This window comes from Streptomyces sp. NPDC048349 (assembly GCF_040651925.1).
Taxonomy (GTDB): domain Bacteria; phylum Actinomycetota; class Actinomycetes; order Streptomycetales; family Streptomycetaceae; genus Streptomyces.
Window position 1 is genome coordinate 29789 of the sequence record NZ_JBEZLA010000046.1, and the last position, 19398, is coordinate 49186.

General features: G+C 74.6%; 16 protein-coding genes and 1 pseudogene. 12 read left to right on the forward strand and 5 right to left on the reverse strand.

Features of this window, described 5'->3' with window-relative positions:
* Nucleotides 1-68 precede the first annotated feature (68 nt).
* On the forward strand, nt 69-308 hold the full coding sequence (locus tag AB0D44_RS23745) for a chaplin (protein ID WP_362594412.1): 240 nt from the start codon (nt 69-71) through the stop codon (nt 306-308).
* A gap of 69 nt (nt 309-377) precedes the next feature.
* Here AB0D44_RS23745 and AB0D44_RS23750 read toward each other — a convergent pair whose 3' ends face one another.
* The 4 genes from AB0D44_RS23750 to AB0D44_RS23765 form a co-directional block, all read right to left on the reverse strand.
* Entirely contained in the window at nt 378-722 is a 345-nt protein-coding gene (locus AB0D44_RS23750) for a hypothetical protein (RefSeq protein ID WP_362594414.1), read from the reverse strand.
* A gap of 178 nt (nt 723-900) precedes the next feature.
* The gene (locus AB0D44_RS23755) at nt 901-2145 is read right to left on the reverse strand and encodes a chaplin family protein (RefSeq protein WP_362594416.1); all 1245 of its coding nucleotides are present in this window, start codon (nt 2143-2145) and stop codon (nt 901-903) included.
* 121 nt (nt 2146-2266) lie between these two features.
* Nucleotides 2267-2500, reverse strand: a complete 234-nt coding sequence (locus tag AB0D44_RS23760) for a chaplin (RefSeq protein WP_362594418.1) — start codon at nt 2498-2500, stop codon at nt 2267-2269.
* Nucleotides 2501-2718: 218 nt separating this feature from the next.
* Nucleotides 2719-3129, reverse strand: coding sequence for a rodlin (locus AB0D44_RS23765; protein WP_362594420.1), 411 nt, complete (start codon nt 3127-3129; stop codon nt 2719-2721).
* Between the two features lie 303 nt (nt 3130-3432).
* Here AB0D44_RS23765 and AB0D44_RS23770 point away from each other — a divergent pair, with 303 nt between their 5' ends.
* From AB0D44_RS23770 to AB0D44_RS23810, 9 genes are read left to right on the forward strand one after another with little or no spacing between them, the layout of a single operon-like run.
* A complete protein-coding gene (locus tag AB0D44_RS23770; RefSeq protein ID WP_362594422.1) occupies nt 3433-4542 on the forward strand; it encodes a DUF3344 domain-containing protein in 1110 nt (369 codons plus the stop codon).
* Nucleotides 4543-4561: 19 nt separating this feature from the next.
* Entirely contained in the window at nt 4562-5749 is a 1188-nt protein-coding gene (locus AB0D44_RS23775; protein ID WP_362594424.1) for a glycosyltransferase, read from the forward strand.
* Between the two features lie 2 nt (nt 5750-5751).
* Nucleotides 5752-7272, forward strand: coding sequence for an exopolysaccharide biosynthesis polyprenyl glycosylphosphotransferase (locus AB0D44_RS23780; RefSeq protein ID WP_362594472.1), 1521 nt, complete (start codon nt 5752-5754; stop codon nt 7270-7272).
* Complete coding sequence (locus tag AB0D44_RS23785) at nt 7272-8702, forward strand: O-antigen ligase family protein (protein ID WP_362594426.1); 1431 nt, start codon at nt 7272-7274, stop codon at nt 8700-8702. The genes AB0D44_RS23780 and AB0D44_RS23785 overlap by 1 nt, the downstream gene beginning before the upstream one ends.
* On the forward strand, nt 8699-10777 hold the full coding sequence (locus AB0D44_RS23790) for a lipid II flippase MurJ (RefSeq protein WP_362594428.1): 2079 nt from the start codon (nt 8699-8701) through the stop codon (nt 10775-10777). The genes AB0D44_RS23785 and AB0D44_RS23790 overlap by 4 nt, the downstream gene beginning before the upstream one ends.
* Nucleotides 10767-11543: a polysaccharide deacetylase family protein gene (locus AB0D44_RS23795; RefSeq protein WP_362594430.1), complete on the forward strand. Its 777-nt coding sequence runs from the start codon at nt 10767-10769 to the stop codon at nt 11541-11543. Before AB0D44_RS23790 ends, AB0D44_RS23795 begins: the two co-directional genes overlap by 11 nt.
* The gene (locus tag AB0D44_RS23800; protein ID WP_362594432.1) at nt 11540-12733 is read left to right on the forward strand and encodes a glycosyltransferase; all 1194 of its coding nucleotides are present in this window, start codon (nt 11540-11542) and stop codon (nt 12731-12733) included. Before AB0D44_RS23795 ends, AB0D44_RS23800 begins: the two co-directional genes overlap by 4 nt.
* Before the next feature lie 32 nt (nt 12734-12765).
* Nucleotides 12766-13593, forward strand: coding sequence for a lipopolysaccharide biosynthesis protein (locus AB0D44_RS23805; protein ID WP_362594434.1), 828 nt, complete (start codon nt 12766-12768; stop codon nt 13591-13593).
* Entirely contained in the window at nt 13590-14732 is a 1143-nt protein-coding gene (locus tag AB0D44_RS23810) for a GNAT family N-acetyltransferase (RefSeq protein WP_362594436.1), read from the forward strand. Before AB0D44_RS23805 ends, AB0D44_RS23810 begins: the two co-directional genes overlap by 4 nt.
* Nucleotides 14733-15397: 665 nt before the next feature.
* On the opposite strand, the pseudogene AB0D44_RS23815 reads toward AB0D44_RS23810, so the two are convergent.
* A pseudogene (locus AB0D44_RS23815) lies at nt 15398-16426 on the reverse strand (glycosyl hydrolase); the annotation flags it as partial.
* A 294-nt stretch (nt 16427-16720) separates the two neighbouring features.
* Between AB0D44_RS23815 and AB0D44_RS23820 the strand changes: the two are divergent.
* Both AB0D44_RS23820 and AB0D44_RS23825 read left to right on the forward strand, forming a co-directional pair.
* Nucleotides 16721-18049, forward strand: coding sequence for an ATP-grasp domain-containing protein (locus AB0D44_RS23820; protein ID WP_362594438.1), 1329 nt, complete (start codon nt 16721-16723; stop codon nt 18047-18049).
* Nucleotides 18050-18080: 31 nt separating this feature from the next.
* Nucleotides 18081-19364 (forward strand): NAD(P)-binding domain-containing protein, encoded by a 1284-nt coding sequence (locus AB0D44_RS23825; protein ID WP_362594440.1) that lies wholly within the window; start codon nt 18081-18083, stop codon nt 19362-19364.
* Nucleotides 19365-19398 lie beyond the last annotated feature (34 nt).

Genomic DNA, 19398 nt, shown 5'->3' on the forward strand with positions numbered 1-19398 from the left:
AGATGGACCGTTTCGTTCGTTGTGAGCCCCGCATCGGGGCAGAACATCGAACAGAAGGTGCACTTCCCATGAACTCTGCCAAGAAGGCCGCCCTGGTCCTGGCCACCGCCGGTCTCGCTGCGGCCGGTGCCGCCGGCTCCGCCGTCGCCGACTCGTCGGCCGATGCCGCGGCCGCGGGTTCCCCCGGTGTGCTCTCGGGCAACCTGGTCCAGGTCCCGGTCCACGTGCCGGTCAACGTCTGCGGTAACACGGTGAACGTGATCGCGCTTCTGAACCCCGCGTTCGGCAACGTCTGCGTCAACAGCTGACGTCGGCCGCAGAACGACTGTGGGCGCCCCGGCCTCGCCGGTGGCGCCCACAGGCATGTCGGGACCGCCTCAGTGGGCGCCGCCGTTGAGCTGCACGCCGCCCAGGAGCGGGGACGCCTGGGTGGCGCCGTTCGCGAGGCCGAGCACCTCGCCGGGCGCGTTGTTGCGGACCTGGTTGACCCTCTGGAGGGTGTTCAGGACGTTGTCGACGTGCTCGCCCTGCTCGGCCAGACCGGCGCCGACGATCTGCGGGAGATGCTCGGAGACCGGGTTCACGGCCTCCGTCACCGTCGTCGCCCCGCTCGTCAGGCTCATGGGCACCGCGGGCGGGGCATCGGCCGCGAACGCGGGCGCGGAGGCGCCGAGGGCGGCTACGGAGCCGGCGACGACAGCGGCGACCTTCGTGAGCTTCATTATCGAAATCCTCTTCTTTTCGTGGGCGCGGGCGCCAGCGGCGACCGTCGCGCCGCTTTCGCCATGGCTAACGACTCCCCGCCGATCCGGAAACGCGGCGCGCGGGTACATGACAGCGGCCGGAGAATCCGACAAAGGATTCTCCGGCCGATATTTCTTCTGATTACCGGTATTGCCGTCAGGCGATACGGGACCGCCGGTACAGAATGGCGCCGCCCAGGATCAGCGCCGAGGCGAGGACCGCCGCGGCCGCGGGCTGGCCCGCGCCGGTCTCGGCCAGCACGGGCGCGGTCACCTGCGCGGGAGCCGGGGCCGGGGCAGGGGCCGGAGCCGGAGCGGGGGCCGGAGCGGGCGCCGGGGCGGGCGACACCGGGGGCAGGTGGACGGGGGTGTCACCGGCGGGGGCGGACGGGGGCTGGTCGGCAGGCCGGACGGCCTCCGGGGCCGGGGGCTCCACGGGCTGGCTGCCGTGCGGCGGCCGGGGCGCGGGAGCCTCTTCCCCCTCGGGGACCGGCGCGGGAAGCGGTACGGGTGCCTCCGCAACGGGGGCGGGGAGCGGCGCCGGCGCCTCCTCCACCGGGGCGGGGAGCGGCGCCGGGGTCTCCTCCACCGGGGCGGGGAGCGGCGCCGGGGTCTCCCCGACGGGCTCCGGCCCGGGCACGGGTGCGGGCAGCGGCTTGGGGGCCTCGTCCACCGGCCCGGGGGCGGGAGCCTGGGGGCTCGGCGCGGGTGCCTCCTCGACCGGAGCGGGCAGCGGGGCCGGGTGCTCCGCCACGGGCTCGGGCAGGGGGTGGGGCCGCTCGGGCGCCGGGGGTGCGTGGTGCACGGGCGGCAGCGGAGCGGACTTCGTGTGGTCGTCGCACTCCTCCTCGCCGCCCTTCCCGCCCGGGCGTCCGTAGGCGCCCTCGTGACGCGGCTCCTCGTGGCGCGGCTTCGCGTGCCGGGGCCCCTCGGAGCGCGGCTTTTCGGAGCGGGGCGCCTCGGCGCGGGGCTGCTCGGCGCGGGGCTGCTCGTGGCGCGGCTGTTCGTGGCCCCGCGATTCGTGGCGCTGCTCCGGCACCGCGTGCCGCGGTCCCGGGCGCTCCTCGAGGTAGCGCTCGAAGGCCTCGGCGTTGCGGGGGCTGAGGTAGCGCCCGTAGTCGTACCCGTCGTCCGTGTGCGAACCGGTCGTGGTGACGCAGGTGTTCCCCATGGAGGGGTTGAGCGCCGCACCCCCGTCCACGCTGTTGCCGCACACATTGGGGGCGAAGGTGACCGGTACCGAGACGCTGTTGCCGGCCAGCACACCCGGAGAGTGCGCGGCCTCGGCCGTCGCTCCCGGATGCGCGTAGGCCGCGCCGGTCGCGATCGACAGCAGACTCGACGCTGCCGCCGCCGTGAGCATCCCCTTGCCCAGTACCTGTCGGCTCAGTACCTGTCGCATGGGTCCTTCCCTGTCTACCGGCTCTGGCGCCGGTGCTGAATCGAAGGTGGCCCCGGAGTGCACCGCCGTGCACTCCGAGGCCACCCCGAGGAGGTTTGCCCGTGTGGGCGCAACCGCTTCGTCAGCGGTTGATGCAGACGTTGCCGAACGTGGGGTTCAGCAGCCCGATGACGTTGATGCTGTTGCCGCAGAGGTTGATCGGGATGGCGATGGGCACCTGGATGGCGTTGCCCGACGCGACGCCGGGGGACTCCACTGCCGCGCCGGTGGCGTCGGAGGAGGCCAGGGCGGGGGAGGCGGCACCGGCTGCCATCAGAACCCCGGCGGTCAGTACCGCTGCCTTCTTGTGCTTCATTTGCTTGTTTTCCTTCCCGCAGGGGCGTGTCCGCTGCAGAAATAACAACGAGTGGTCCGGGAAAAAGAAACCGTGGATTTTCGGCGGGGCTCCGGGAATTCACCCCGATGGTCCGGGGAATTAGGAAAACCCGGCGAATGTGCGCCGCCGTTCATGCATTTACGCGGCGAGGCCGCCGCGACCCGAAGGTGCGACGGCCTCGCCGGGGCGTTCCTCCGTCAGCTGCCGGCAGAGGCGTTGCCGGAGAGGACCGGGATGTTGTCCAGGATGTGCGAGAGCGGCTCGTCGCCCTTGGCCTGGGTGGAGTTCTCGGTGCACTGCTGGTTCATCGGGTTGGACAGGATCGGGATGTCCTGGACGCCGACGTTGACCAGGGCCAGCACGGACTGCACGTTGGCCTTGGCGGGCAGGGCGATGCAGGGCTTGTTGAAGGAGCCCTGGATCAGCGCCATCTGCGGGCTCATGTTGCCGTAGGTGGCCTGGTTGCCGTAGATCTGCGAAGCGCCGTTGCCGTTCACGGTGTTGATGCCGTTGTCGTTCCCGATGGCCATCGCCTGCGGCGCCATGGCGGCACCCATGCCCACGACCGAGGCCGCAACCGCTGCCGTGGCCATCATCTTCTTGATCATTGTCGTCCCTTTTTTGCAGGATTGCCCGGTACTGGAGCACCTGGGACAACGGCCCGGCCCCCGCCGGGGTTGCGTGGCTTCACCCGGATGCCGCCGTTTCGGGTGTCGGGGTTGACGCTCAGGCGTTCCCGGGAACCCGTCTTTCGGTTCGAACAATGCTCCCGGCGATAACGACCCGCCCGCTTCGAGGGTGCGTGTCATCGCCCAAAAGGCCGTACGAGCGAGTCCGACGTGATTTCCAGCCCGATTTCTGACAAAGTTCACTCCTGTTTTGTCCCCTTGATCGAAAATGGAGACGGGGTCATGGGTTCCTCCCGCAGAATCCTCGGCATACTCGGTCTGCTGTCCTGCCTCGCGCTTTCCGTGTACGTTCCCGCTGCGCAGGCGGCCCCCGCTCCCTCCGTCCCCGCCCCCCGGGAGATGCCCCGGATTCCGTTCACCCAGCGTTACCAGGCTGTGCAGCACGGCGGGCTGGTACGGGCCTCCAACTCGGGCATCAGCTGCCGCCGCGAGGAGTCCCCGCAGGCCGAGCCGTGCGCCGACGTCAAGCGGGGGGCGGCGGGGGTCAACGGGGACTTCGAGATGTTCTACAGCGAGGTCGACAAGGATCCCGACACCTACAACTCCACGCGGGCCGAGCTCAAGGTCCCGCAGGGCGCGAAGGTCTCGTACGCCCGTCTGTACTGGGGCGGGAACCTGCGGGTGGGCGAGCAGAAGCCGCCGCAGGACAACGGCCGGGTGCTGGTCGCCGAGCCGGGCGGTGCGTACAAGGAGGTCCTGGCCGACACGGTGATGGGCCACCGCACGGACGCGGGCAGCGACGCCTACCAGGCGTCGGCCGATGTGACCCCGCTGGTGCGCAAGGGCGGCGCCGGGATGTGGACGGTGGCGCAGCTCAACATCGCCATGGGCCACTCCGAAGCGGGGGCCTGGGGCGGCTGGACGCTGGTCGTCGCGTACGAGCACCCGCAGGAGCCGGTGCGCCGGATCTCGGTGTGGGACGGGTTCGAATCGCTCGCGGCCCGTCCCGGCGCCGGTGACGGCCTGGTCGAGGTGGACGGTCTGGACGTGCCGGCCGGGGCTGCCGGGCGGGTCGGGGTGGTCGCGTACGACGGGGACCGGGGCACCTTGCAGGACTCACTCACCGTGACGGCCGACAGTGGTCGCCGGGTACACCTCAGCGATGCAGAAAATCCTTTTAATGATGTTATGAATTCCACGATCACGGAATTCGGACAGCAAACGTTCGTGCGACAGCCTGATTATGTGAACAATCTCGGCTACGACGCGGACGTGTTCGACCTGAGTCCCGCCCTGTCCGGTGGCGCCCGCAGTCTGAGCTTCAGGTTCACGGGCGAAAGTCAGGGCCATTTCCTCGGTGTGCTCTTCGTTCAGACAGACGCCCGCCGCTGAACGCAGGAGACCACTCCACGTGCCCACACAGCCATGGGCGGCACCGCCCACGACCGTCCTCCACCTCGCCCAGCCCGTAGACGGCGGTGTCGCCCGGGTCGTCACCGATCTCGTGCGCGCACAGACCGCCGCGGGCCTGCGCGCCGTCGTCGGCTGCCCGCGCGGCGGAACGCTCGCCGACGCCGCCCGGGAGGCAGGCGCCGAGGTGCTCACCTGGCGCGCCGGGCGGGCCCCCGGTGCCGCCCTCCCCGCCGAAGTGCTCGGTGCCCGGCGGCTGCTGCGCCGCGTCCGGCCCGATCTCCTGCACGCCCACAGCGCCAAGGCCGGGCTGGCCGGGCGGCTCGCCGCCCGGGGCTCCCTCCCCACCGTCTTCCAGCCGCACGCCTGGTCCTTCGACGCCGTCGGCGGCGCCACCGGGGCGCTCGCGCTGCGGTGGGAGAGGTACGGGGCCCGGTGGGCCGACCGGGTGCTGTGCGTCAGCGAGGCGGAACGCCGCGCGGGCGAGGCCGAGGGGATCGCCGCCCGCTGGTCGGTGGTCCGCAACGGCGTGGACCTCGACCACTTCCGGCCCGGCGGCCCCGACCCCGACGAGGACAAGGCCCGCGCCCGCGCCGGACTGCCGCTGCCCGCCGCCTTCCGCCGCGACGGACCGCTCGCCGTCTGCGTGGGCCGGCTCTGCCACCAGAAGGGACAGGACATCCTGCTGCGGGCCTGGCCGGAGCTGCTGGGCACCGTCCCCGCAGCCCGCCTCGCGCTCGTCGGCGACGGCCCCGACACCGAACGGCTGCGCCGCACCGCCCCCTCCGGGGTGCTCTTCGCGGGCCCCGCCCCGGACATCCGACCGTGGCTTCGGGCCGCCGATCTCGTTGTACTGCCGTCGCGGTGGGAAGGCATGGCGCTCGCCCCGCTCGAAGCCATGGCCTGCGGCCGACCGGTCCTGGTCTCCGACGTCAGCGGTGCCCGGGAGAGCCTGCCCCCCGGCCAGGGACGGCTCTGCCTGGTGCCACCGGAGGACCCGACGGCGCTGGCCAAGGCCCTGGGACGGCTGCTCGCCGAACCGCGGCTGCTCGCCGAGCTCGGAGAGCAGGCCCGGCAGCACGCCCGGGCCGACTTCGACGTGCGGCGGACCACGGACGCGGTCACCGGCCTGTACCACGAACTGCTGGGCAGGCCCCGGCCCTTGAACCAGGAGCGCATCAGCCGATGACGATGGACAGCGCACCCGCCCGGCACACCGGGCAGGGCGGCACGGGGCCCGCCGGCGGTGCCGGCACCACTGCCGTACGCCGTGCCGCGACCGCCATCCACCCTCCGCGCGGGCCCAGGGCCGGCCAGGCCCGGCCCGCCGTGCGCCCGCAGCGGGTCCGTCGCCGCGACGGGGTGCTGCCGCTGCTCACCGCCGACGCGCTGGCCGCCGTACTCACCGCGACCACCCTGCCCGGAACGGCCCTGCCCGGCGCGGCCCTTCCGGCCGTGGCGGCCGCGCCGCTCGCCGTCCTGCTCACCGCGCTGCACGCGCAGGCCGGGCTCTACCGGCCCCGCCTGGCGCCCTCGGCGCTGCGCGAACTGCCCGCGCTGGCCGGGTGGTCCGCGGTCCTGTGGTGCGGCGCCGCCACCGTCGTCGCCGCCGTGGACCCCGCCCGGGCCCTGGGCTGGAGCGCGCTGCTCACGGCCGTGTGCCTCCAGGCCGTACTGGCGTGCGCGGCACGCGGGTTCGTCAACCGGTTCCGCCGTCGCACCCGCGTGCGCCGCCCCGCCTCCGCCCTCGTGGTCGGACCCGGCGCCGGCGCCGCCGCGGTGGCCGCCGCCCTGCACGGCCGACCCGAGTACGGGCTGTGCCCGGTGGGGCTCGCCGACACCGCGCCGGCCGGCGAAGGCGACAGCGGCCCGCTGCCGGTGCTCGCCACCCCCGAGGACATCCGGCGCGCGGTCATCCAGAACTCCGTGCGGCACGCCGTGTTCACCCGCCCGCCCGAGGCCGACGAGCGCACCGCCTCCCTGGTCCGCCTCTTCCACGACCACGGCTGCCGGCTCTGGCTCGCCGACCCCGCCGGTACCGCCAAGGTCACCGGGATGCAGGTGGCACACCCCTGCGACCAGCTGTGGGGGTACGCCGTCCAGCCCCTGCTGCCGCGCCCCGCGCGGCCGGTGGAGCGCGGGGTCAAGCGGGGACTCGACGCGGTCCTCGCGCTGGTCGCGCTCATCGCCGCCGCGCCCGTGATGGCCGCCTGTGCGCTGGCCGTACGGGTGTGCGACGGGCCGGGGGTGATCTTCCGGCAGGAGCGGGTCGGCCTGTACGGGCGGCCCTTCACCCTGCTGAAGTTCCGTACGCTGCGCGCCGACGAGCACGAGTCCGCCACCCGCTGGACGGTCGCCGGCGACCGGCGGATGAGCCCGGTCGGCTCCTTCCTGCGCAAGTCCTCGCTGGACGAGCTGCCCCAGCTGTGGAACGTCGTGCGGGGTGACATGAGCCTGGTCGGCCCGCGCCCCGAACGCCCCTTCTTCGTCGCCAAGTTCTCCACCGTCCACCCCGGCTACGAGGCCCGGCACCGGATGCCCGTCGGGATCACCGGCCTGGCCCAGATCAACGGCCTGCGCGGGGACACCTCCATCGAGGACCGGGCCCGGTTCGACAACCACTACATCGACACCTGGTCGCTGTGGCAGGACGTGTGGATCCTGGCCCGCACCGCGGCCTCCTTCTTCCGCTTCCGGCTGGGGGGCAGCTGATGAGCCTTGCGGTATCCCTGAACGGTGTCCGGCCCGACGTGCCGGGGCTGTTGCGCCGCCACTGGCCGCTGCTGCCGCTCGCCGCGACCGTGCTCTTCCTGCTGGCCCCGCTGCCGGCCGGGGACGCGACGGCCTCCGGGAAGGTCGGCCCGGCCGACGCGGCCTCGCTGCTGCTGGTCTTCGTCTGCGCCGTGCAGGCGCTGCGCGGGAGGGTACGGGGCCTGACCCCGCTGGGGGCGGTGGTGCTCGGGATGCCCGCCGTGGGCCTCGCGGTCGCGACGATGACCGCGGGGGACCCGTACGCCGCCCTGCCGGGCTTCGTGCGCTACCTCCAGGTCTTCGTGCTGGTCCCGGCGGCCGTGGTGCTGCTGGTGCGCGACGCCGGGGAGTTCCGGATCGCCGCCGGGTGCTTCGTGGTCCTCGCGCTGGTGCAGGGCGCGGTGGGGGTCGTGCAGTACGCGACCCGCACCGGGGCCTCGTACCAGGGCGAGGACATCCGGGCCGTCGGCACCTTCGGCCCCGGTGACGTCATGGGCATGGCCACGGTGGTCGCGTACGGGCTGGTCGTGGCGACCGCCGTCGCGCTCGCGCCGGGGCCGGCGCGGCGGATCCGGCGGCTCGCCGGGGGCTGCGCGCTCCTCCTCGTGCTGCCGCTGGTGCTGTCCTTCAGCCGCGGCGCGTGGATCGCCACGCTGGGCGCGGCGGTGCTCGTGATGCTGCTGGCCGGGATCAGGCGGGCGCTGAAGGTGCTGGTCGCACTGGCCGCCGCCGGGGTCGTCCTGGTCGGCGGGCTCGGGGTCGGCTCCGAGATGGTCGCGGAGCGGCTGACCTCCATCACCCAGGTCTCCAGCGCGCCCGACCAGTCGGTGACCGACCGCTACACGATGTGGGCCGCAGCGGAGTCGATGTGGCGGGAGCGGCCGGCGGTGGGGGTGGGGCTGAAGGGCTTCCCCGCCCACCGGGACGGGCACGCCTCGCTGGGGCTGTCCTCGGGCAGCGACACCGCGGGCGCGGGACAGGCGTACGTCCGCCAGCCGCTGCTCTCGCCGCACAACATGTACCTGCTCATCCTGAGCGAGCAGGGGCTGATCGGGCTGACCGCGCTGGCGGGCGGCTGGGCGGCGCTGCTGGTGGCGGGGGCGCGGCGGCTCGCCCCTGCGTCCGCCTCCGGCTCCGGCTCCGGCGGCGGAGCGGAGCGGATCCGCGACTGCGGGCTGATCGCGACCGGGCTGTTCGTGTGGCAGCTGACCGACTTCCTGTACGCGGACATCGGCGGCCCGTCCACCGTCCTGACGGGGGTGATCATCGGCCTCGCCGCCTGGTGGGCCCTCCCCTCCCGGGGGGACGGGGTTCCGGGCGGCCCGTCCCCGGCCGTGGGGTGCGGCGCGGGTGGGCGGGGCCCGGGCCCTGAGGGTTCGAGCGGCCGGTGACCGACACCACGCCTTGGCGGCCCGCCTCCGGTCCTCCGGCCGGGGCGGGCCCCGCCCGTGTCCCGGGCGCTCCCGACGCGGCCGCGCCCGCGGCGGCGCCGGTCCCGCTCCGCGACCCGGCCGCCCCCGCCCGCCCGCAGGCTCCCCCGCTCCTGCCGGATCCCGCCTCCACCCCGGACCCGGCCGCGGGCCCGGTCCGGGGGCCGGTGCCGGCCGGGCGGCCCGCGGCTGCGGCGGGGCGCGACGCAGGGGTGCCGGGGTCGGCGGCGCGGGATCCCGGGTTCATCGCCGGGGCGGTACCCGGCGCCGCCGGGCGGCGCGTGCGGGTGGCGGCGTACGCCACCGGCGGCTCGGCGCCCGGATCCGGCGGCGGAACCCGGCGGATCGGGGCCCGCCGGGCCGGCGCCGCCCCCGCGGCCCCCGCCGGCCCCTCTGTCCCCGCCGCCCCGAGTGGCAGCGGACCCGCGCCGCTCGGGCGGTTCCTGGCCAAGGCCGCCGCCGTCACCGCCGGACTGACCGCCGCCGGAGCGGTGTTCGGGCTGGTGCGGGACCAGACCATCGCACACCTCTTCGGGGCCGGCCACGACAGCGACGCCTTCCTGATCGCCTGGACCGTCCCCGAGATGGCCTCGACGCTGCTCATCGAGGACGCCATGGCCCTGCTGATGGTGCCCGCCTTCAGCCACGCCCTGGCCCGGCGGGCGGCCGGCCGGGCCGGGCTCACCCGCCGGGAGGCCCGCGCGCAGGACCCCGTACGGCTGCTCGTGGGGGCGACCCTGCCCCGGCTCGCCGTGTTCCTGGCGGCCGTGGCCTCCGTGCTCATCGTGGCCGCGCCCCTGGTCGTCGCCGTGCTCGCGCCCGGTCTGCCCGATCCGGAACTGGCCGTCCAGTGCACCCGCCTGACGGCCCTGACCGTCATCTCCTTCGGCCTCGCCGGATACTTCAGCGCGGCCCTGCGCGCACACCGCTCCTTCGTGCCGCCCGCCGCGATCTACGTCTCGTACAACGTGGGCATCATCGGCACCATGGTCGCCCTGCACGCCCTGTGGGGGGTGCGGGCGGCCGCCGCGGGGGTCGCGGCCGGCGGACTGCTGATGGTCCTCGTCCAACTGCCCGCCTTCATCCGGAACGTGGGTTTCGGCCCTCCCCGGGCCAAGGGCGCCTGCCGCAGCCAGCGCGACCGCGACCGCCCCACCCTCATCGCCCTCGGCGTGATCGCCCCCGTGATCTTCTTCGCCGTCTTCCGGCAGTCGCAGGTGCTCGTCGAGCGGTTCCTCGCCGCCTCCCTGCCGCCCGGGGCGATCTCGCACCTCAACTACGCGCAGAAGGTCGCGCAGATGCCGATGGTGCTCGCCCTGATGATCTGCACCGTCACCTTCCCCGTCGTCGCCCAGGCGATGGCCGGCGGGGAGCGGGAGAAGGCCCGGCGGCGCGTCGAGCAGGACCTGGCGCTGGCCTGCCTCGCCGTCCTGATCGGCACCGCGCTCGTCGTCGGCTACGCGCCCCAGATCATCCAGGTCCTCTTCGAGCGCGGCGCCTTCACACACCAGGACACCCTCGCCACCGCCTCCGTCATGAGGGTCTACGGACTCGGACTCCTCGGCCACTGCCTCGTCGGGGCACTGTCCCGGCCCTTCTTCTCGACCGCCCGGCCCACCTGGTTCCCGGCGCTCGCGATGGGCGCCGGACTGCTCGTCAACATCGTGGCCGGAGCCCTCGCCGTCGGCTGGTGGGGCACCCACGGCATCGCCGCCGCCAACGCGGCCGGCATCACCACCACCGCCGTCCTGCTGCTCACCGGCCTCGGCTCCCGGATCGTCCCCATCCAGGTCCGCCGGGTCGCCGTCAGCATCGGGCGGCTGGCGGTGTCCGCGGCCGCCGCCTGCGCCACGGGCTGGATCGCCGGGCCCATGATCCCCGACCCGCTGCTCAGCGCCGCCCTCGGCTGCCTGCTCGTCCCGGCCATGTTCGGCGCCACCGGCACCGCCATACGCGCCCTCGAGGTCACCGCCCTGCCCGGTCAGATCGACCGGCTCACCGCTCAGTTCACGCAGAGGTTCCGCAATGTCCGCTGACACCGACACGGCGCCCGCCGCCGTGGTGGTCCCCGCCCGCCGGACCGCATCGCCGTGGGTCCTGATGTACCACTCCGTCGCCGAGTTCACCGACCCCGCGGAGGACCCGTACGGCATCACCGTCACCCCCCGCGCCCTGGACGCCCAGCTGCTGTGGCTGCGCTCGCGCGGGCTGCGCGGGGTGTCGGTCGGCGAACTGCTGCGGGCCCGGGCGGCCGGACGGGCGGCCGGCCTGGTCGGCCTGACCTTCGACGACGGCTACACCGACTTCCTGACCCACGCGCTGCCCCTGCTGCACCGCCACGACTGCACCGCCACCCTCTTCGTCCTGCCCGGCCGGCTCGGCGTGGACAACGTGTGGGACCCGCTGGGCCCGCGCAAATCCCTGCTCACGGCCGAAGGGATCCGCGAAGTCGCCGAGTCCGGACAGGAGGTCGGCTCGCACGGGCTGCTCCACCAGGACCTCACCGCGGCCCCCGACGACGTGCTCCAGCAGGAGCTGCGGGGCAGCCGCGACCTGCTGCGCGAACTGACCGGAACGCTGCCCGAGGGGTTCTGCTACCCGTACGGACACCTCGACGCCCGGGTCGTCTCCGCCACCCGGGCCGCCGGGTACGGGTACGCGTGCGCCATCGACCCCGGCCGGTTCGCGGGTACCTACGCCCTGCCCCGTACGCACATCAGCCAGGCCGACGGCGGGGCGCGGCTGCGCGTCAAGCAGCTGCGCCACCAGGTGCGTGAGCTGCGGCGGGTGGTCCTGCCGTGAAGGCCCTGCACATCATCACCGGGCTCGGCGTCGGCGGCGCCGAGCAGCAACTGCGGCTGCTGCTGCGGCACATGCCGATGCGCTGCGACGTCCTGACGCTGACCAACCCCGGACCGGTGGCCGAGGGGCTGCGCGCCGACGGAGTGCGGGTCGTGCACCTGGGGATGCGGGGCAACCGGGACCTGGGGGCGCTGCCGAGGCTGGTGAGGTTCATCCGGCGCGGCCGGTACGACCTCGTGCACACCCACCTGTACCGGGCCTGCGTCTACGGACGCCTCGCGGCCCGGCTCGCGGGCACCGGGGCGACCGTGGCCACCGAACACTCCCTCGGCGAGGGTGAGATCGAGGGCCGGCCGCTGTCCGGCGGGGTCCGCGCCCTGTACCTGGCCAGCGAACGGCTGGGAGCCGCGACCGTCGCCGTCTCGGACACCGTGGCCGCCCGGCTGGAGGGGTGGGGTGTGCCGGCCGCCCGGGTGCACGTCGTACCGAACGGCATCGAGTCCGTCCGCTTCCGCTTCGAGGAGGGCGTACGGCGCTCCACCCGCGCCCGGACCGGGCTGCCGGAGCGGGCCTTCGTCGTCGGCGGGGTCGGCCGGCTGGTGCCGGGCAAGCGGTTCGACGTCCTGGTGCGCGCCGTGGCCGCGCTGCCCGGAGCGCACCTGCTGCTGGCCGGGGACGGACCCGAGCGTGCGGCGCTGCGACTGCTCGCCGCCGAGCTGGGCGCACAGAGCCGGATCCACCTGCTGGGGGAACGGGACCCGCTGGGCGACAGCGCGGACGGCCGCACCCCGGGGATCCCCGCCCTGCTCGCCGCCATGGACGTCTTCGTGTCGCCCTCGCGCGAGGAGGCCTTCGGGCTGGCCGTGGTCGAGGCGCTGGCCGCCGGGCTGCCGGTGCTGCACGTGACCTGCCCGGCCATCGACGACCTGCCCGCCGCGCAGGCCCCCGGCGCGCGCCGCATCGGCACCGGTACCGACGAGCTGATCGCGGCCCTGCGCGGGCACATGGAGGCGGGCGCCCGGCGGCTGCCCCCGCCGCCGGTGGTCCGCCGCTACGACATCGCCCGCAGCGCCCGGCAGCTGCTGGACGTGTACGACCTCGCGCTGTCGGCCCCGCCGGGCCCCGCGGGGGCCGGCATGCGGGGCTCCGCCCCGGACTCCGCACTCCACACACCGGCGGGGCTGGAATGACCCCCCTTCACTCCTCAGGAAGCGAGCAGACCATGGCCGAGAGCGCCGAGCAGAAGAAGTCCGAGAAGAAGCCGGAGGGCAAGCCCGGTACGAAGCCGGAGGGGAAGCCCGAGAAGAGGCCGGAGCGGAAGGCCGAGAGGAGGTCCGACCACCGGTCCGGGAAGCGGCGGTTGCGGCCGCGGCTGCTGCCGCCCCCGGTCTGGTGGCCGCTGCCCGCCTGCGCCCTGCTGGGGCTGGCCGCGGGTGGGGCGTACGGGGTGATCAAGGCCCCCGAGTACGCCGCCACCAGCTATGTCGTCGCCGTCCCGGACGACACCACCGAGCCGGCCACCGCCCTCGGCTTCGCCCAGGCCTACGCCCGCATCGCCACCAGCAGCTCCACGCTCGCCTACGCCCAGCCCCGCGCGGGGATCGGCGCGCGCCAGCTGCGGACCCAGGTGCGGGCCGAGACCTCGCCCGAGTCGCCGATGATCGCGATCACCGGGACCTCCAAGAGTCCCGGCGAGGCCGCCGACATCGCCAACGCCGTGGCCGACGCCCTGTCCCTGAGCAGCAATCAGGCCGCCAAGAACACCGGCGTGCAGCTGCTGCTGTTCAACCAGGCCGTGGCCCCCACCGACCCCGCCTCCCCGTCCGCCGCCGTCAGCGGCGCCGTCGGGATGTGCGCCGGCGGCCTGCTGGGCGGACTGTGGCTGCTGGCCCGGCCCGCCCGGCGCCGGGAGCGGGAGCAGGAGCAGGAGCAGGCGGAACCGCGGGTGCCGGTGCGGACGCCGCAGGAGCAGCCGGTCGTCGAGGAGTACGCCTCGCTCCCCGCGCAGGGTGAGCACGCCGAGACCAAGGAGAAGGAGTCCGTGCGATGAGTGCGGGCCCCGCCGCGGCCCTGTCGGTGACGCTGTGCCGCGACCCCCGGCAGTTCGCCGCGCTGGAGGAGCAGTGGAACAGGCTCGTCCGCTCCTGTCCCGCCGCGACCCCCTTCCAGAGCCACGCCTGGCTGCACTCCTGGTGGCTGTCGTACGGGAAGGACGGCCGGCTCCGGATCGTTCTCGTGCGGCGCGGCGAGGAGCTGGTCGGCGCGGCCGCGCTGATGCTCGTACACCGGCCGCTGCCGCTGCTGGTGCCGCTCGGCGGTGCCATCACCGACTACTTCGACGTGCTCGTCTCCGCCGAGTACGCCGATCAGGTCGTCCCGGCGCTGGCCCACGGGCTGCACCGGGCCGCCCGGGGTGCGGTGGTCGACCTGCGCGAGGTCCGTCCCGGGGCCGCGGCCGAAGGGCTGTGCAAGCACTGGCCCGGGGTCGGCGCCCGGCTCACCGACTCCACCTGCATGGAACTGCCCGCGCTGCCCTTCGACGAGCTGGTCAAGCGGATGCCGGCCTCCGGCGCCCAGCGGGTCCGGGCCAAGCTCCGCAAGACGGACGCGGCCGGGATCGAGGAGCGCGAGGCCGGCGAGCAGGACGTGCCGCGTGCCGTACGGACCCTGCTGCGGCTGCACGAGAAGCAGTGGCGCGGCCGCGGGGTGACCCCCGAGCACCTCCGGCCCCGGTTCGCCGAGCACCTGACCCGGGCCAGCCGCCGGATGGTGCGGACCGGGGAGGCCCGGCTGACGGAGTTCCGGCTGGACGGCAAGGTGGTGGCGGCCAACCTCACGCTGTTGTCGGCCGGGCTGAGCGGCGGTTACCTGTACGGCGCCGATCCGGACCTGCGGGCGCGGAAGGTGGACGTGGCGACGCTGCTGCTGCGCCACGACGCCGGGCGGGCGCTCGCCGAGGGCCGCCCGGTGGTCAGCTTCCTGCGCGGCAACGAGCCGTACAAGAACCACTGGCGGCCCGAGACGGTGGTCAGCCAGCGGTTCCTGCTGGCCACCGGCGCGCTCGCGCCCCTGCTGCGGCTGCACGAGTCGCAGGTGACGGGGCGCGAGCGGGCGGTGGACGCCCTGCGGGAGGCGCTGCCGGCCGCCAGGGACTGGCGGGCGCGGCTGAGCGAACTGCGGGTGCGATGACCCGTCTAGAAGGGCCAGAAGCCGGAGCCCTCGCCCACGTCGACCTTGACGCAGACCGACTGCTTGCCGACCAGCGTGGAGAGCCACTCGCCGAAGTTGAGCGGGACGCACCACTGCTTGCTGTTGACCGGCGGCTTCGCCGGTTCCGGCAGGGGCTGCGGCTTCGGTGTCGGCGTCGGCCGGGAGGCAGTGGGCTCGGCCGACGGCACGGGGGTGGGGGCCGGCCGCGTCGGCTTCGGGGCTCCGGAGGGGGTGGGGACGGCCGGAGTGGGAACGTCCGGCGAGGGCACGGGTGTCGCCGGCTCGGGCCCGTCGGGGGTGGGAGCGACGGGCGAGGGCTGGGGAGCCACCGGCGTGGGCGCCACGGGGGACGGCTCGGGGACCACCGGCGTGGGCGCCACGGGGGACGGCTTGGGCACCACGGGGGTGGGGACCAGGGGCGACGGGACGGGGGTCGGGTCCACGGGGCTCGGGGCCGGCACGGCCGGTGTCGGGACCTGTGGCCTCGGCACGGCCGGGGTCGGGACCTGCGGCGTCGGGAGGTCCGGTGTCGGGACGGCCGGAGTGGGTACGGCCGGCGTGGGCACGGCGGGGGTGGGCACGACGGGCGTGGGCAGGACGGGCGTCGGGACCACCGGGGTGGGCACGACCGGCGTCGGGACCACCGGTGTCGGCACCACGGGCGTGGGCACGACCGGGGTCGGGACAGGACCGGGCTGCTCCGTGCGCAGTGCGTCGCGGAAGGCCTTCGCGGACCGCGGGTTCTGCTTGCACTGCCACACGCCGTGCGGGCAGTAGTCGGTGATGGTGTGGTAGAGCGGCTTGTGCTGCTCGATCCACTTCAGCATGCGCCGCACGTACTCCGGGTTGTCCCCGTGGCGGAACAGCCCCCACTCCGGGTACGAGATCGCCTTGCCGTGTGCTTTCGCGAAGTCGACGTGCTGCTGGAGTCCGTACGGCTGGCTGATCTGCTCGTCGAAGGTCCGGCCGGGAGCCTGGTCGTACGAGTCCATGCCGATGATGTCGACCACGTCGTCGCCGGGGTAGCACTCGGTCCAGCCGATCGCGTCCTTGCCCCGGTTCGGCGCGAAGTCGAACTTGAATTCCTGACCGGGCACGGCGCGCATCGCGGTGACGACGCGCCTCCAGTACGCCTTCCAGTTCTCCGGGTCCGGCCCGCAGCGGTGGGTGTAGGTGATGCCGTTCATCTCCCAGCCGAGCACGATCACCGTGTCCGGCACGCCCAGCCCGACCAGCCGCTCGGCGAGCCGCGTGAAGTGCCGGTCGTACTGGCCCTGCGCGCCCGCCCTGATCAGCCGGGCCACCTGGCGGTCGGACACCCGGCCCTCGTTGCGCTCCTGCATGGGGACGTTGAGGACGAACAAGCGGTCGTCCCGGGCCCGGCGCCACTCGGCCCAGTCCTCCAGGAAGCCGACCCTGCCCTCGATGGCCGCCCACTGGTCGCCGGGCAGATAGGTGTGCCCGACCCGGATCTCCTTGCCGCCCAGCCAGCGCGACAGGTACGGGATCCGGGCCACGCCGGGCGGCCCGTAGTCGAGGTACGCGCCCATGGCGATGTCCGAGGCCGGGTACCGGTCCTCGTCGGGAGGTGTGAGTGCGGCCCCGGTGGCGAGGAGCCCGGCCGTGACCGTGCCGATGCAGGTGCTCGCCAGTCGGCGGCTTGGTCTGGGCATGGCGTCTCCCGGGTTTTCCCGAATCGGTGTGCTTGCTCATGACGTTAGGCATCACATCTGACGAATGGCCTGTCCGGTGACGGCCGCCTAGGCCATTCGCAGCTGCGTACCCTCCCCGCTTGGCCCGACTAGGTGAAAGACGCCGCCGCCATGCACGCGTATCTCAACCATGTGCCCGCCGTTCTGCTCAGACTCGATCGCAATCCGTTCCACCACGGAACCCTCGGCGCCGTCAGATCCCTTGGCCGCAAGGGCGTGGAGGTCCATGCCGTCGTCGAGGCCGGGGGAGGTCCCATGGGGCGTTCGCGGTATCTGCGCGCCGTGCACCCCGGCCCGGCCGGCGGGCTGGACCCCGAGGCGCCGCAGATGCTGCTCGAGTGCCTGACCGGCGTGTCGGAGCGGATCGGGCAGCCGGCCGTGCTGTTCGCCATGGACGACCTGAGCGCGATCACGGTGTCCCGGGTCGCACCGATGCTGACGGACCGTTTCCGGATCCCGCATCAACCGGCCAACCTGCCCGCGCGGGTGGCCGACAAGGCCGAGCTGGCGCGGCTCTGCGCGCGCTGGGACGTCCCGCACCCGGAGACGGTCGTTCCGGCGAGCGGCGGCGAGGCGGCGACGGCGGCCCGGCGGCTCGGCCTGCCGGTGGTCGCCAAGTGGAGCCGGCCCTGGCTGCTCCCGGCCGCGGCCGAGGGACTGCGCAGCACGACGCTCGTACACACCGTCGCCGAGGTCCGGCGGCTGTACGAGCGCTCCGCCGAGGCGGGGAGCCGGCTGCTGCTCCAGCGGTTCCTGCCGGCGGGACCGGACACCGACTGGTTCTTCCACGGAGCCTTCTCCCGGGGCGGGCGTCCGCTGCTGGCGGGCTCGGGCCGCAAGGAGCTGTCCTGGCCGGTGCGGACGGGGCTCACCGCGGTGGGCCGCTGGCTGCAGGATCCGGCGGTGGAGGAGGCGGGGCTGAGGCTCGCCGCGCGCCTGGGCTACCAGGGCATCCTGGACCTGGACTTCCGCCGGGACGAGCGCGGCGCCTTCCGGCTGGTGGACTTCAACCCCCGCCCGGGCGCGCAGTTCCGGCTGTTCACGGACGCGGCCGGGCTGGACGTCGTGCAGGCGATGTATCTGGACCTGACGGGACAGCGGGTCCCGGAACCCGCGGGCGGTCCGGGCCGGGTGTTCGTCGCCGAGAACTACGCGCTGCTGGCGGCGCTGCACGGCCGCTCGCTGCCGCGTCGCCGCGCCGCGGACGCGGCCCCGCCGGGGGCCGCCGCCCGGCCGGCCCCGCGGACCGGCCCGGGGCGGCGCGGGCGGGCGCCGGCGGGGCGGGGCCGGGGAAGGGGGCCGGAGAGGGAACGGGGACGCGTGGAGGCCGCCTGGTTCGCCGCCGACGACCCGGTGCCGTTCCTGGCCATGCTCCTCGCGTTCCTCGCGCGCGGGTTCGGCAAGGGGGCGCGCGTCCTGCGGGGCGTGCCCGCCCAGGGCCGGCTCACCGCACTGGCGGTCCGGGCGCCCCGCCAGCGCGGGCGGGAGCAGCCCGGTCCGCCGCCGCTCTCCCGGCCCGCGCCGCCGCAGGCGCCGGCGCCCCCGGAGGCACCCGCGGCGCCGGACGAACTGGTGACCCGTTGAGCACGAGACTGGTGAGACTGGAAGGACGGCCGTGACGCGCACGGAGGATCTCGTGGTGGTCGGCGCGGGCCCGTACGGGCTGTCGATCGCCGCGCACGCGGCGGGTGCGGGGCTCGACGTACGGCTGCTGGGGCGGCCCATGGCCTCCTGGCGCGACCATATGCCCGAGGGCATGTACCTGAAGTCGGAGCCCTGGTCCTCCAACCTGTCGGCACCCGACGGGCGTCACACCCTGGCCGACTACTGCACCACCCGGGGACTGGTCGCGGAACACGGCACTCCGCTGCCGATCGGCACGTTCAGCGAGTACGGGATGTGGTTCGCCCGCCATGCCGCGCCCGAGGTGGAGGAGGTGACCGTCACGGAAGTGACCCCGCAGGGCGAGGGCTTCCGCGTCCGCACCGCCGAGGGGCCGCCGCTCCTGACGCGTACGGTCGCCCTCGCGGTCGGCGTGATGCCGTTCGCCCGGCATCCCCTGGCGCTGCGCGACCTGCCGCCGGGCCACTACTCGCACAGCAGCGGCCATCGCGACCTCAGCCGCTTCGCCGGACTCGAGGTCGCCGTGCTCGGGGCCGGGCAGGCGGCCCTGGAGACCGCCGCGCTGCTGGCCGAACAGGGCGCCCGGCCCTGCCTGGTCGCCCGGCGCGCCCGGCTGAACTGGAACGCGGTGCCGCAGCCCCTGAGCCGCCCCGCGCTGCGCGCCGTGCGCGATCCGCACAGCGGGCTCGGCACCGGCTGGCGCAGCTGGGTGTGGTCGGAGCTGCCTTGGGCGGTGCGCAGGCTGCCCGCCGCCACCCGGGAGCGGATCGCGGCGACCGCGCTGGGCCCGGCCGGGGCGTGGTGGCTGCGGGACCGCTTCGAGCAGCGCGTCCCCGCCCTGCTCGGGCACCGGCTGCACCGCGCGGTCGCGGTGGGCGAGCGGACGAGGCTCGGGCTGACCACCCCGTCCGGCGAGTCGGTGGTCCTCGACGCCGCGCACGTCATCGCGGCCACCGGGTTCTCCCCGGACCTGACCCGGCTGGAGCTGCTCGACGCGGGCCTGCGGGCCTGCCTGGAGACCGTGGGGAGCAGCAGGACGCCGGAGCTGAGCCCCGGCTTCGAGTCCTCGTGGCCCGGGCTGTTCTTCGCCGGCCTGCTCACGGCTCCCTCATTCGGCCCTTCCATGCGATTCGTGCACGGTGCGGGCTTCACGGCGGGGAGACTGGTAAGAGGAGTCCGCAAGCGGCTCGGCGCACGGAGCCCGCTGCCGGGCGCCACCGGTGAGGACCGGCACCGCCGGGCCGCAGCCGGGCATCCCAAGACGTATCTGCGGTGAGACCCGCAGTGAGACCCGCGGTGAGAGGGGTCCG